The sequence below is a fragment of the Streptomyces umbrinus genome, from assembly GCF_030817415.1.
Classification (GTDB): domain Bacteria; phylum Actinomycetota; class Actinomycetes; order Streptomycetales; family Streptomycetaceae; genus Streptomyces; species Streptomyces umbrinus_A.
In genome coordinates this window covers 1,860,983-1,875,213 of record NZ_JAUSZI010000002.1, presented here as the reverse complement: position 1 = coordinate 1,875,213, position 14,231 = coordinate 1,860,983, and the positions used below count along the sequence as shown (strand labels likewise).

Annotated in this window: 11 protein-coding genes; 9 read left to right on the top strand and 2 right to left on the bottom strand. The window is 69.6% G+C overall.

The features are described 5' to 3' along the window. Nucleotides 1-35: 35 nt before the first annotated feature. The 9 genes from QF035_RS09005 (at nucleotide 36) to QF035_RS08965 (ending at nucleotide 10,781) form a co-directional block, all read left to right on the top strand. Entirely contained in the window at nucleotides 36-902 is an 867-nt protein-coding gene (locus QF035_RS09005) for an SIS domain-containing protein (RefSeq protein WP_307519473.1), read from the top strand. Next, nucleotides 899-1,591, top strand: coding sequence for an SDR family oxidoreductase (locus QF035_RS09000; RefSeq protein ID WP_307519471.1), 693 nt, complete (start codon nucleotides 899-901; stop codon nucleotides 1,589-1,591). The genes QF035_RS09005 and QF035_RS09000 overlap by 4 nt, the downstream gene beginning before the upstream one ends. Then, nucleotides 1,588-2,916: an FAD-dependent oxidoreductase gene (locus QF035_RS08995; RefSeq protein WP_307519470.1), complete on the top strand. Its 1,329-nt coding sequence runs from the start codon at nucleotides 1,588-1,590 to the stop codon at nucleotides 2,914-2,916. The genes QF035_RS09000 and QF035_RS08995 overlap by 4 nt, the downstream gene beginning before the upstream one ends. A 187-nt stretch (nucleotides 2,917-3,103) precedes the next feature. After that, nucleotides 3,104-4,075: an ROK family protein gene (locus tag QF035_RS08990; RefSeq protein WP_307519468.1), complete on the top strand. Its 972-nt coding sequence runs from the start codon at nucleotides 3,104-3,106 to the stop codon at nucleotides 4,073-4,075. A 264-nt stretch (nucleotides 4,076-4,339) separates the two neighbouring features. Continuing rightward, on the top strand, nucleotides 4,340-6,016 hold the full coding sequence (locus QF035_RS08985) for a glycoside hydrolase family 13 protein (protein WP_307519467.1): 1,677 nt from the start codon (nucleotides 4,340-4,342) through the stop codon (nucleotides 6,014-6,016). A 93-nt stretch (nucleotides 6,017-6,109) separates the two neighbouring features. Next, nucleotides 6,110-7,465, top strand: coding sequence for an ABC transporter substrate-binding protein (locus QF035_RS08980; protein WP_307519465.1), 1,356 nt, complete (start codon nucleotides 6,110-6,112; stop codon nucleotides 7,463-7,465). A 10-nt stretch (nucleotides 7,466-7,475) separates the two neighbouring features. Next, nucleotides 7,476-8,852 carry a carbohydrate ABC transporter permease gene (locus QF035_RS08975; protein ID WP_307519463.1) on the top strand — a complete coding sequence of 459 codons (1,377 nt, stop codon included), beginning with the start codon at nucleotides 7,476-7,478 and terminating at the stop codon, nucleotides 8,850-8,852. Beyond that, a complete protein-coding gene (locus tag QF035_RS08970; RefSeq protein ID WP_373466620.1) occupies nucleotides 8,849-9,763 on the top strand; it encodes a carbohydrate ABC transporter permease in 915 nt (304 codons plus the stop codon). The genes QF035_RS08975 and QF035_RS08970 overlap by 4 nt, the downstream gene beginning before the upstream one ends. 643 nt (nucleotides 9,764-10,406) lie before the next feature. Next, entirely contained in the window at nucleotides 10,407-10,781 is a 375-nt protein-coding gene (locus QF035_RS08965) for a transposase (RefSeq protein WP_307519462.1), read from the top strand. A gap of 129 nt (nucleotides 10,782-10,910) precedes the next feature. On the opposite strand, the gene QF035_RS08960 is transcribed toward QF035_RS08965, so the two are convergent. Next, nucleotides 10,911-11,111: an Rmf/CrpP fold protein gene (locus QF035_RS08960; protein WP_307519461.1), complete on the bottom strand. Its 201-nt coding sequence runs from the start codon at nucleotides 11,109-11,111 to the stop codon at nucleotides 10,911-10,913. Between the two features lie 197 nt (nucleotides 11,112-11,308). Beyond that, on the bottom strand, nucleotides 11,309-13,672 hold the full coding sequence (locus tag QF035_RS08955; protein ID WP_307519460.1) for a discoidin domain-containing protein: 2,364 nt from the start codon (nucleotides 13,670-13,672) through the stop codon (nucleotides 11,309-11,311). Nucleotides 13,673-14,231: the final 559 nt, after the last annotated feature.

Below are 14,231 nucleotides of genomic sequence, written 5' to 3'. Positions count from 1 at the left end.
CGCGCTCGGTCGGAACCGAAGATCAGCCAGTTCTGATGCTTGACGTGGTGCCGGTCGTCACTCTAGCGTCCGGCATGTACTACCTGTCTATACATACTCCTCGCACCGAGAGGTTTCCGCACGTGCCATCGTGGATCCGTACCGCAGTCGGGATCGTCGAGCAGATTGCCGAGTCCCAGGCCGGCGCGATCGAGGCCGCGGCCCAGATCGCCGCCAGGTCGATCGCCGACGACGGCGTCGTCTACACCTTCGGCACCGGTCATTCGCGCATGCCGGTGGAGGAGTTCTTTCCCCGCTACGGCTCCTACCCCGGTTTCCAGCCGCTGGTGGAGCTCTCGATGACGTTCCACACCCAGGTGGTGGGGGCCAACGGACAGCGGCAGGCGATGTTCATCGAGCGAGTCGAGGGGCTCGCCGACCAGATCCTGGCCAATTTCCGGCTGCGCCCTGCGGACAGCATGTTCATCTTCAGTGTCAGCGGGCTCAACGCCGTCCCCATCGAAATGGCGATGGGCGCGAAGAAGGCGGGCCTGCCGGTCATCGCGGCCACGTCGCTGCAGGAGACGCACGCCGCCGAAGCGCGGCATCCGAGCGGATCCCGGCTCGCCGACCACGCCGATGTCGTGATCGACCTGGGTTCGCCGGTCGGCGACGCCATCTGCCGGGTCCCCGGCCTGGACGTTCCGGTCGGCCCGGTGAGTACCTTCACCGCGGTCGCCGTGGTCAACGAGATCAAGGTCCGGGTCGCCGAGCTGCTGGCCGAACGGGGCGCCATGCCGCCGGTCATCACCAGTTCCCGCCTGGTCGGCGCGGACCGCAGCAACGAGTTGTTCGAGGGCGCCTACCTCGAGTTCGCCCGCCGTTCCGCCGCCGCTCTGCGCACCGCGGACGGTGCACGGTGAGGCGCCTGCTGGTGGCCGGCGCTCAGGGCGGAATCGGCGCCGCGTGTGTCAACGCCGCTCGGGCCGCCGGTGTGCAGGTCTTCGAGGCCGACCGTGACACGTACGACATCACCGGGTCCGCGGGTGCCGACGCGGCGGTGGCGCGAGCAGCCGAGGCACTGGACGGTCTCGACGGCATCGTGCACGCGGTGGGCATGTCCGGCCGGCGTCTCGGCGACGGACCGGTGGACGAGTGCAGCGACGAGGCATGGCACGAAGTGCACCGGGTCGACCTCGACTCGGTGTTCTATCTGCTGCGCGCCGGCCTACGGCAGTTGTCCGGTTCGGGCGGGTCGATCGTCGTCATCGGCTCGGCCCTGGCGAGCACACTGGACGAAGACTTCCTCACCGCGGCCTACGCCAGCGCGAAGGGCGCCCTGGTCCCCCTGGTGCGCTCGGCGGCGTTCACCGGGGCTCCCAAGGGTGTGCGCGTCAACATCGTCGCGGCCGGCCTGGTGGACACCCCGATGGCCGCACGCGCCATGACCGATCCCGCGATCCAGGACCGGATGCCGCGGTTGATGCCGCTCGGTGCGCGGGCCTGCAGCCCCGACGAGATCGCCGACACCGCCCTGTGGCTGCTGTCGGACGCCTCCTCCCGCACGACCGGTGCGGTGGTCCCTGTAGACGGAGGGTGGCACCTGAGGTGAACAGCGCACGCGTCAGTCAGGCGCAGGCCGAGCGGCATCCGCTGCTGTGGGACGGCGATGTGGTGGTCGTCGGCGGCGGGTCGGCGGGCTCCGCGGCAGCCGTCGCGGCCGCCCGTCGGGGCGCTTCCACCCTGCTCGTGGAGAGCGCCGCTCACCTGGGCGGCACCGGGGCAAGCGTCCTGGACACCTTCTACGGTTTCTACGCACCCGGCACGGGCGACCGCGTCGTCGGCGGCGTCGGCTGGGAGGTGTGCCAGGCGCTCACCGATCGCAAGGCGGCCTTCGAACGCCCCAACACCTACGGCGCGGGCACCGGCATCACCTACGATCCCGAGACGCTCAAACTCGTGTGGGACGAACTCACCGGCTCTGCCGGGGTGCGGGTCCTGTTCCACGCCCGTGCGTCACGGGTGGTGATGGAGGGGGAGAACGTCCTCGGAGTGGTCGTCGAAACGGTCGCCGGCCCCGGGCACATACGCGGCAGGGTGGTCGTCGACGCCAGCGGCGACGCCGACATCGCCTGGCGCGCGGGTGCGGCGCTGGAGCGGCCCGCCGAGGACCGCGTCGTGCAACCGCTCACCCAGACCTTCCGGCTCGCCGGTGTCGACGCCGCGGCGACCCCGACGGCGGAACTGCACCGCCTGATGTCTCTGCACGCGGACTCGGGAGCGTACGCACTGCCCCGGCGCGAAGGGTCCGTCCACCGGACCACCGAACCCGGGGTCGTCCACACCAACGTGACCCGTGTGAGCGGCGTCGACCCGACCGACCCGTGGCAGCTTTCGGCAGCCGAGCAGGAGGGACGCCGCCAGGTCGTCGAGTACACACGGTTCCTCAGAGAACAGGTCCCGGGGTATGAACGGGCTTTCCCCATCGCGTCCGCACCGCGCATCGGTGTGCGGGAGAGCCGCCGCCTGATCGGCGAGTACGTCCTGGGCAGGGAAGACGTCCTGACGGCGCGCCAGTTCGAGGACACCATCGCGCTCTGCGGCGCTCCGATCGAGGACCATGCCGCCGGGCAGCGGACGATCTGGCAGTACGTCGGCTCCGGTGACCGGACGCCCACCGGCCGCACCTACGGTGTGCCCTACCGATGCCTGCTCCCTCGCGGGGTCGACGCTCTACTCGTCGCGGGCCGGTGCCTGTCGGCCACCCATGACGCCCACGCCTCGGTCCGTTCCATCGGGCAGTGCATGGCGATGGGGCAGGCCGCGGGGACGGCGGCGGCGCTGACGGTCTCCGCCGGATCCCGGCCCCGCGATGTGGACGCCGTCGAACTGCGCGAGCACCTCACAGCCGACGGCGCCCTGCTCTCACCCGGCTGAACCCCACTTCTGAGTCAAAAGGCTAGACAGGTCTTTGGCCTCCGCCGACGGCTCAGTCGAGGGCACCGTCGCATTGAACCAACAGCCATTCTTTCAAATTCTTTACGTCCCGACTGATTGACTGAACGATTCGCGGCGGCCTAGCTTCCAATAAGTCTATACAGGCAGTACTGATCAGGGAGATCGCATGGTCGCGACCGGGAGCGGTCCTCGCCCCGCAGGTTCCGCCCTGGGGGTGGACATCGGGGGCACGAACATCAAGTGGGTGCACCGCGCCGACGCGGCCGTCGTCGCGCGGGGCACACTGCCTACCCCGGCGGCCGGGCCGGCGCAGGTCACCGCGGCCATCGCCGAGATCGCCGCCGCGCGCAACGTCGAGGCCATCGGCGTAGCGCTGCCCGGCCATCTGAGCCCAGCCCTGCGGTCAACCACCACCATCCCGAACCTCGACGGCGACTGGCAGGACTTCCCGCTGGCGGACATGCTCGAGCGCGCGACCGCGAAACCCGTCCTGCTGATGAATGACGCACGCGCGTTCGCCTCGGCGGAACTCGCCCTGGGCGCCGCGCGCGGCCACAGCGACGTGGTGTTCATGACCATGGGCACCGGGATAGGCGGTGCGATCGCCCTGGGCGGCACCGTCCTGCGTGGTCCCGGGGACAGGATCGGCGAGATCGGGCACATGACCGCCGCGCCCGGCGGTGACCGTTGCGGATGCGGGGCCCGCGGCTGTCTGGAGACGGTGGCGGGCGGCCGGGCGCTGGCGACCGCCTGGTCCCGGGCCCTCGCCTCTCGCGGGACCGGGAACCAGGACCGGTCGCCAACACCCGAGGACCTGGTCCAAGCCGCCCGGTCGGGCGACGCCACGGCCCGGAAGATCCTCGACACCGCCGCCACGGCCGTGGGCACGGCGCTGGGGAGCGTACTGGCCCAACTCGGCCTCTCGACCGTCGTCGTGGGCGGCGGGGTCGCGCCAGCCTTCGACATGATGCGGCCGGCCGTCGAGCCGGCCCTGCGTGACCGTCGGCGACTGATCGGGCCGGTGACGCTCCTGGCCGCCGCGCTCGGTCCGTACGCCGGCGCAATGGGGGCGGCCCTGAACGCCACGGCGCAGCCCCTCGTCGTGCCTTCGGCGCCACCTCGGTTATCAGCGATCTGACGGCCTTTCGCACCCGTCGGCGGGCGTCGCCGCCCCGCGAAACGGCCTTGCCGCCCCGCCGACGGGCGGTCCCGTCCGTCGGCGCGGCGGCGACACGGCTCCGCCCACCGAAGGAATTCGTGCCCCTCAGCTCCATCGCCCCTCCTGCCAAGCCGCCTCCCCGCGCGCCTTCCGTGGCACAGGATCCGGCGCTCTGTCCTCCGGCCGTCGTCCGCCCCGCTCGGCGGCCGGTTTCCATCACGCCCATCCCAGGACGGTTTCCCGATGATCGACGCGTTCGTCGACGACGGCCCGGTACAGAACGAACCGAGCCCCTCCGAGCGGTCCGAGCACACCGCGCAACAGCAGTGGTGGCGCACGGCCGTCATCTACGAGGTGTACGTCCGTAGCTTCCTCGACAGCACCGGGGACGGCATCGGCGACCTGGCCGGTGTCCGTGCGGGCCTGCCGTACCTCAAGCGACTCGGTGTCGACGGCATCTGGCTCAACCCGTTCTATCCTTCGCCGCAGTACGACCACGGCTACGACGTCGCCGACTACTGCGACGTGGACCCGGTCTACGGAGACCTGGCGGAGTTCGGCCGCCTGGTGGACGACGCGCACCGCCAGGGGTTCAAGGTGCTCATCGACATCGTCCCCAACCACTGCTCCAGCAAGCACCCGTGGTTCCTTCAGGCCCTGGCCGAAGGCCCGGACGGCGGCCCGGCCCGATGCCGCTTCCACTTCGCCGAGGGCCGTGGCGCAGGTGGCGAACTGCCGCCCAACAACTGGCACTCCATGTTCGGCGGACCCGCCTGGACCCGGGTCACCGAGCCCGACGGGACGCCGGGCCAGTGGTATCTGCACCTGTTCGGGCCGGAGCAGCCCGACCTGAACTGGCGCAACCCCGAGGTCGGCGGCTACTTCGAGCAGGTGCTGCGGTTCTGGCTGGACCGCGGTGTCGACGGGTTCCGCATCGACGTGGCCACCGGCCTCTTCAAGCATCCCGGACTGCCGGACTCCCCGGACCCGGCAGCCGACGCGCGGGCCCGCGACACGGTCAACCCCCTGGCGTGGAACCAGCCCGAGACGCACGGTGTCTGGCGCACTTGGCGAGCCGTCTGCGAGGAGTACACCGCACGGGACGGCATCGACCGGCTGCTCGTCGGAGAGGTGTCCGTACGCACCCCGGCCGAGCAGGCCGCCTACGTCCGCCCGGACGAGCTCCATCAGGCGTTCTTCTTCCACATGTTGACGGCCCCGTGGGACGCCGCCGTCTTCCGCCGGGTCATCCAGGACGCCCTGCGGGACATCGCCGACACCGGCTCGACCATCACCTGGGTGCTCAACAACCACGACCAGGTCCGCACCGTCACCCGGTACGCGGCCGCGGCCCGCGCTCGCGCCGCCGCGCTGCTGATGCTCTCGCTGCCCGGCGCCGCCTACGTCTACCAGGGCGAGGAGCTCGGTCTGCCGGAGGTCGTCGACCTGCCGGACGAGGTGCTCACCGACCCGATCTTCCACCGCAGCGGCAGCCGTGTGGGAATCCGCGACGGCTGCCGCGTACCACTGCCGTGGTCGGGGCACATGTCCCCGTTCGGTTTCACCTCGGGCGAAGGCGTCGCCAAGCCGTGGCTGCCCCAGCCCACGTGGTTCGCCGCGCACACCACCGAACGGCTCATGGCCGACCCCGGTTCCTTCTGGCACCTCTACCACGACGCGCTTCGGCTGCGCGCGAGCCTGCCGTCGCTCGGCAACGGGACGCTGCGCTGGCTGGAGTCCCCGCCGCAGGTCCTGGCCTTCGTCCGCGGTGACGGGCTGGTGTGCGCCGTCAACTTCGGCGATGTCCCTTGTCCCGCCCCGGTCCCCGGCACGCCGCTGCTCGCGAGCGGTCCCTGCCCGCCCGGGACCCTCCCCGGCAGCACCGCCGCCTGGTGGGCGGCCGACAGCCTCATGGGCTGACCCCGCTGTCCCTCGCCACAGGTTCCGTCCGTCGTCACATCTTCCGTTTCCGTCGCTACATGTTCCTTCCGTCTTTCACAAAGGAGTGACCCGATGAATGGCAGAGCGGCAGCACTGACGGCCGTGGCCGTCCTGGTGATGGGGGCCGCCGGGTGCGGCTCCTCGGACAACGACGCCTCCGGCACCCCGGCGACCACCGGTGCCGAAGACGCCTCCACACTGAACCTGCCCCAGCTCGACGGGCAGGAACTGCAGGTGGCCGGCGTCTGGACGGGCGCCGAGCAGAAGAACTTCCTCAAGGTACTGGCCCGGTTCGACAAGCTGACGGGAGCGAAGACCACCTTCGTGCCCACCGGCGACAACGTGTCGACATTCGTCGGCAGCAAGATCCAGGGCGGCTCTCCGCCGGACGTGGCGCTGCTGCCGCAGCCCGGTGTGCTCCAGCAGTTCGCCAAGGCCGGCTGGCTCAAGCCGCTCCAGCCGGCCGTGACCAAGGAGCTGGACCAGAACTACAGCCAGGTCTGGCGCGACCTCGGCACCTACAAGAACACCCCGTACGGTGTGTTCTTCAAGGTCACCAACAAGTCCCTGTTCTGGTACAACACCGCGGCCTGGGAGCAGGCCGGACTGACCGAAACCCCCACCACCTGGGAGCAGTTGCTCAAGGACGGTCAGACGCTCTCCGACTCCGGCACTCCTCCGTTCTCCATAGGCGGCGCCGACGGCTGGCTCGTCACCGACTGGTTCGAGAACATCTACCTCAGCCAGGCCGGCCCGGCCATGTACGACAAGTTGACGAAGCACCAGATCAAGTGGACCGATCCCTCGGTGGCCAAGGCGCTGACCACCCTGGGCCAGATCTTCGGCAGGCCCGATCTGATGGCGGGAGGCACACGGGGGGCGCTGCAGACCGACTTCCCCACCTCGGTCGGCCAGGTCTTCTCGAAGCCGCCCAAGGCCGCGCTGGTCTACGAGGGCGAGTTCATCGCGACCAATATCACCCAGGAGACCACGGCCAAGGTCGGCACCGACGCCAAGGTCTTCCCCTTCCCCGCCGTGGACGGCGGTAAGGCACCAGTGCTGAGCAGCGGCGACGTCGCGGTCGCACTCAAGGACGGCGAAGGCGCACGGGCGCTGATGCGATTCCTTGCCTCCCCGGAGGCGGCGGAGATCGCCGTGCAGCAGGGCGGTTTCCTGTCACCGAACAAGGCAGTCGGCTTCTCCAACTACCGCGACGACACCGTACGGAGCATCGCAAAGAACCTGATCAAGGCCGGCGACGACATCCGGTTCGACATGTCCGATCAGGCACCGGCCGCCTTCGGCGGAACGAAGGGGCAAGGAGAGTGGAAGGACCTGCAGGACTTCCTCGCCAAGCCCTCCGACGTCGCGGGGGCGCAGAAGCAGCTCGAAGCGGACGCCGCGAAGGCGTTCGCCAAAGCGGGCTGAGGCAGCCGTCATGTCACAGACCCTTACCCCTCCGTCCCCCGCCGCCCCCACGGCGGCGGGGGCACCCGCCCACCGCAGGAGGAGGACGCCCCGAGGCCGTACGTGGATCGCGGCGTTCTTCCTGCTGCCCGCGCTGATCCTGCTCGGCGCGCTCGTGGTGTATCCGATCGTGTGGTCGGTGATACGCAGTCTCTTCGGCCCCGACGGCTTCACCCACTTCGTCGGGCTGTCCAACTACACGGGCATCTTCACCGACCACCAGACTCTCGTCGCCATCAAGAACAACGCGATCTGGGTCGTGGTCGCACCCGTCGCGGCCACCGGGCTGGGCCTGATCTTCGCCGTGCTCACCGAGCGGATCCGTTGGGGCACCGCCTTCAAACTGGTCGTCTTCATGCCGATGGCCATCTCCATGCTGGCCGCCGGCATCATCTTCCGGCTCGTCTACGACCAGGACCCCGGCAAGGGCGTGGCCAACGCGGTGGCAACCGGCGTCCACGACACCTTCTTCAAGGCATCGGCATACCCCGGAGCGCACCCCAGGGTGGCAGGCCCCGGCAGCACCCTGACCGGCCCGGTCGGCGGCCCCTACACCGGTAGATCCGTCAGCCCCGGTGACGGTCCGGCCGCGCTGGCTCTGGTCGGGGTGCAGCCCAGTACCCTGACCGGCGCGACGCAGGCCGCCGCGCCGCGTGCCTGCCCGCGGGGCGCCTTGTGCGGCACGGTCTGGCTGGACTTCCAGCCGGGCGGCGGCACTCCCGGGAAGATCGACCGGGGAGAGAAGGCGCTGGCCGGCGTTCGGGTCGAGGCTGTGCGCGACGGGCGCGTCATCGCCACGGCGACAGCCGCCAAGGACGGCACATTCGCTCTGCCCGCTGCCCGTATCGACGCCTCGCCGCTTCAACTGCGCCTGCCCGCGACGAACTTCACCGCCCAGTACGCGGGCGTCAACTGGCTCGGTCCGACCCTCGTCACCTGGTCGATCATCGGCGCCTACGTCTGGATGTGGACCGGCTTCGCCATGGTCCTGATCGCTGCCGGGCTGGCCGGGATCCCCCGGGAACTCCTGGAGGCCGCACGTGTCGACGGCGCGAGGGAGTGGCAGGTCTTCCGCCGCATCACGGCGCCGCTCCTGGCGCCGGTGCTGGGTGTCGTACTGGTCACGCTGGTGATCAACGTGCTGAAGATCTTCGACCTGGTGTACGTCATCGCACCCGGCGCCAGCCAGCAGGACGCCAACGTGCTCGCCCTGCAGCTCTACCTGTCCTCCTTCGGCGGCGGCAACGACCAGGGCACCGGCAGCGCGCTCGCCGTACTCCTGCTCGCCCTGGTCGCGCCGGTCATGTTCCTCAACATCAAGCGGTTCCGAAAGGAGAAGTCACGGTGACAACCCTTCAGACCGCCCGGGCCGCGCAGACCGCAGCCACAACCGCCTCCGGCCGCACGGGACCGGGCGCCGCCACCCGTGCGGCTCGGCGGCTCGCCGGCGGATCCACACGTCTGGTCCTGCTGGCTGTCGCCCTGTTCTGGCTGTTGCCCACCGTCGGTCTGCTGCTGTCCTCGCTGCGCGGGCCGCTGGACATCCAGTCGTCCGGCTGGTGGACGGTCCTCACCAAGCCCGCGCAGCTGACCCTGCACAACTACACCAACCTGCTGGACAACTCGACGATCACGCATTCGTTCCTGAACAGTCTGCTGATCACCGTCCCTGCCACGCTACTGGTCGTGGTCGTCGGCTCACTCGCCGGATATGTCTTCGCGTGGGTCGAATTCCCGGGCCGGGACTGGGTTTTCCTGCTCATAGTCGGCCTGCTCGTGGTCCCCCTGCAGGTCGCGCTGGTGCCCATCACCAGCCTGTTCGGGAAGCTCGGGATCTTCGGCAGCATCATCAGCGTCGTCCTCTTCCACGTCGCTTTCGGCCTGCCGTTCGCGATCTTCCTGCTACGGAACTTCTTCGCGGGTATCCCACGCGAACTGCTGGAGGCCGCCCGTCTCGACGGGGCGGGCGAGTTGTGGCTCTTCCTCCGAGTGGTGGTTCCGCTGGGCGGGCCCGCGATAGCTTCGCTCGGCATCTTCCAGTTCCTGTGGGTCTGGAACGACATGCTCGTCGCGCTCATCTTCGCCGACCCCGGCTCGGCCCCACTGACCGTGGCCCTGCAACAGCAGACCCGCCAGTTCGGCACCAATATCGACGTCCTGTCCTCCGGCGCCTTCCTCTCCATGATCATCCCGCTGGTGGTTTTCTTCGCCTTCCAACGGCAGTTCGTCAACGGCGTCATGGCGGGAGCACTGAAGTAACCTCTGCCGCTCGAAAAGGCATCGCCGCAGGTGGAGGAGAACGAGCGTGATCCAGATCCTGGGAGAGCCGTAGGTGTCACCCGATTCCTCGAAAACGCGCATGACCGCCTCGGCCGGCTGCCCGCACCGGATCCAACGGGCGGTGGCGGGCGGGTCGTGCCACTTGTAGAACCACGACTCCGACACCCCAGCACCCGGCAGATGACGCGGTGAGGCACGTGGTGCTCGGTCCTCCGACCACCGATGAACGCGGCCGACTCGGCCGGAGCCGTCTCCGTCTTCATCCAGAGGACGTGCGCCGTTTGGGGACATCACGCTCCCTCTCCAGCTCGCGGATGCGTTTGTTCTTCTCCGTCATCTCCCGCCGTGGCCTCTCCAACTCGGCGCACTCAGCCTCCCGCAGACGTCCGCCAGGCGCCGGCTACGGGCCGCCGGCGACAGCGGCGATCTCATGCTGTTACTCGGTTGGGAGTCCGACACTCGGTTGGGAGTCCGACGACATGCCACGTCACCACGGTGCCGGCGCGGCCGCCGAGCGCGCCCAGGAAACCCATCTCAGGATGAGCGCGGCAAGGGCTGCCGCGCAGGCGTCCTGGGCACCGCCCCGTCGGACGCGCCGCCTCCACCACCGAGTGTGCGGAAGGTGACCGGCTGGCTCACCCGCCATCCCACGTCTCTGAACGAGGAGGACGGTGCCGCCTTGAAGGACCTACTGGCCCGCTGTCCTGAACTGGACACGGCCGCCGGGCACATCCGAGACTTCGGCGAGATACTCACCGGCCGCCTCGGCGCCACACACCCCACCTGGATCGACGCCGTTGATACCAGCCAGTCACCCGGCCTCACCGGCTTCGCACTCCACCTGCTTCGCGACCTCGACGCCGTAACTGCCGGACTCAGCCTGGAGTGGCGCTCCGGCGGCACCGAAGACGCCGTGAACCGCATCAAGAAGATCAAAAGGCAGCTCTACGGAATAGCCGGATTCGAACGGCTCCGCAGAATGATCCTGCTCCAGTAACCCTCCGTGACCGCTTGCCAAGATCTGTGCCAGAGCCCAAAACAAACCGACATCGCAAACTCGGTCAGATGGTGACTCCCGCAAGCACGTCGAAACCAAAAGCGGGCGGGCCTTGGAGCATCCACGGACTCACGCGAAGCGGCGCAGGTCGCCGACGGGGAAAGGGCACGAGGTGACAGGGGCGCCGTTGCGGCCGGCCTCGGCTCCGGCGTTGATGGCACGTACGAGGTCGCCTCGACTGCCTACCGCTGCCCCTCGTTCAGAGTCGGTTCTGCTGATCGCCGCGGGTCTTGCGCGCGGCGTCAGCGGCGGCGCTTCGCACGCCGACATGCTCCGACTTGCTGGCTCTTGGCCGAAGCGAGACGTTGGGAAGAGTCAGAGCTCGTTGCGGTTCCCCCCTCGACGAGGGGGAGGCGGTGCGTGAGGCGACGAGGCCGTCCGGCGGAGCTGGGGGTCAAGGGGTCGCAGGTTCAAATCCTGTCGTCCCGACTAGAGGAACACCGATATTCGCAGATCAGAGCCCTGCTTCACTCTTGTGAGGCAGGGCTCTCGATCGTCAGCCAGTCCAGCGCGGTGACCTGCCGTCCTCCCTTCGCCACGAGGTAGAGGTCGTGGGTACCGGACACGTCGCGCTTCAGGCTCACCGTTCGCTCCCGCCACTCGCCGCCGCTGTCGCCCCGGAGGAGCACCACGGCGACCAGCGGACCGTCCGGTGCGTCCAGGCGAAGTTGGATCGAACAGGTGCGCGGACAGGAGGACGCGCTGCGCACGGTGAGCCGCCCGCCGTCGATGTTCACCGCTCGGAAGCCCACCCGGTCGCCGGAGCCGAGCACGCCGGTGGCGGCCGTGCCGCGCTCCACGCCCCGCACGACCGTGGCCTGCTCGGCCTGAAGCGTGGTGGAGGCGTCGGGGCCGTCGCCGTACAGGCGCAGGTCATTGACGACCCAGGGGACCGGTCCGCTCGCGGTGAGCGTGATGCGGAGGTAGCGGGCCGTGGTCTGCCGGGGGAACACCGCGTCCTGGGTGAAGGAGCGGCCCGAAACCCGGGCGAGCGGCTCGCCCCAGTGGGTGCCGTCGCGGCTGACCGAGACGGAGAAGCCGTACGGCTGGCCGACGGTGTCGCGGCCGGCGTCGAGCGAGAGCCTTCCGAAGGCCCTGGGCTCACCGAGATCGACGGTCAGGGACTGGACCGGGGACTGTGGACTCGCCGCCGTCCAGCGGGTGTTGATGTCCCCGTCGGTGACGGCGGCGGCGTCCGTGCCGTCGCTCGCGGTCGCCGTCCAGGTGCCGTGCCGCACTCGCTGCACGCAGCCCGGCAGGTTGCAGCCCGTCGACCAGATGGGTGCTCCGTACTCGTACGCGCCCTGGTCGGGGCCCGCGCCCCGGACGTCCGTCGTGATGCCGTCGATCGTCTCGCCGGCGTCGATGGCGGGTGAGCCGGCCGTCAGCCACAGTTCGCCGTTCACGGCGTCCGTGTAGCCGGGCTTGTCGCTGATCAGGTTGGAGCGGACCACCGGCAGCGGGTCGCCGGTCTGGGTGGCGCTGATCGGCTTCGGGCCGATGATGTTGCTGATGTACGAGCCGGAGGCGTCCGTCGCCCCGCTGAGCAGCACCGAGTTGCCGTTGATGCCCATGCCGTAGCTGGAGTTGTGGTCCTCGTTGGCGAGGCTCGGGCCGGTGTGGCCGTTGAAGAAGGTGCCGCGGGTGCCGGTGTTCCAGGCGACGTTGTGGTGCAGCCGGAAGTGGCCGGAGTAGTTGTCGACGTAGAAGCCGACCTGGCCGTCGGCGTCGTGCGCGGTGTTGTGGTCGATGGAGGTGCCGGTGCCGTTCAGGCTGCAGCAGACGTAGAACGGGGAGCCGTCGCGGGACGTGCGCATCGCCTCGGACATGTCGTTGTAGGCGATACGGTTGTCGTGGAACTCCGTGCCGTTGAGCTGCCATGCCGTGTCGATGGAGGCTCGTCCCGTGCGCCGGATCGTGTTGTGGGTGACCGTGTGGCCGTTGCCGTTGACCTCGATGCCCGGCGTGTAGCTGCCCATCCAGCCGACGTCGTGGATGTAGTTGTTGGTGACGGTGTTGCCGGTGCCGCGCAGCAGGACGCCGTCCCCGGCGGACTGGGAGATCTCGCTGTTCTTCAGGGTGTTGCCGGTGCCGAGGATCTGTACGCCCGAGTCGAGGATGCGGGACGCGACGATGTGGCCCTCGAAGGGCGGGATCGCGAGATCGCTGTCCGGCGGCATGGGGAGAGTGGAGAACTCCGAGATGTAGGTGGCCCGCAGCCGGTCGACCACAACTCCCTTGCTGCTGTCGCCTGTTCGGAGCGAGGTGCCCCACAGATTCAGGCCGCGCACGGTGACGTACGAGCTCTTGCTCAGGTCCACGCCCCACAGCCGGTGCTTCGCGGTCACCGTGTGCCCGGCCATACCGCCCTTCGGCGGCACCATGTAGAGCCGGTGCGCGGTCTCGTCGTAGTACCACTCCCCGGGCCGGTCGAGGGCGGCCTTGGAGCCGACGAGATAGTAGTTGCGGTAGTTCTGGTTACCCATGCACAGCGGCGGGCAGCGGTAGTTGCCGCCCTTGAAGTCCAGCTTGCCGGGGCCGGTGGTGGTGACCGTGCCGGTCTGCTGGGCCCAGGGGTTGGAGCCCGCCCACAAGTGCACGGTCGCGCCGGTCCAGCCGGCGTCCGCCAGGTCGGTGTCGTCGATGTGCTGGTCGGTGGAGGTGGGATCGGCCTCGGCCCAGGTGGTGTTCAGCGGATCGGGGCCGGAGTTGGGCCAACGGCCTTCCTGAGCCCGGGCGTTGTCCAGGAACACCGCGTTGAAGTCGGGGTCGGGGGGAAGGTCGGTGTCGGCGGCGACCAGACCGTCGCCCGCGTCCTTCCAACCGGTCACCGGTTCGGTCCCGTCGACCGTCACCGGTCCGTCGCCGTACGCCCGCGACGGTGATCGGCGCGTTCTCGGTGCCGGAGGGCGGAGCGAGTTGCTCGCGGTAGGTGCCGCGGTGGATCAGACAGGTGTCGCCGGGGCGGACGCGGGAGAGACAGTCGCCGATGGTGCGCAGCGGTCTTGCCGCCGATCCGGACGCGTGGTCCTGGCCCGAGGCGGCGACGTGGTAGATGCGGCCGGGGCCCGCTTCCTGTGCCTGCGCCGGTGTCTGCGCCTGGACCGGGAGGGCCAGCAGTGCCGTGGCAGCGGCCAGCACGGACAGGCGTCTGAGCCTTCTGGTTGTCATGTCCCGCCTCCAGTGGTCGAGGGTTCCGGGGGTTCGTCGGGATTCCGGAGCGTGCCGCCGGGGCCTCCTCGGGTTCCGGACCGTCCGGGGCGCCGAGCACCGCGAGTCTCAACCGGCGCTCGCCCGGCGGGAGTCGGCTGGTCGGCGTGGGCAGTGCGGGACGCCGGGCAAGGACTTCGGTGTCGGGGAGGCAGCCGACGACCACGCCCTCACGTGGCA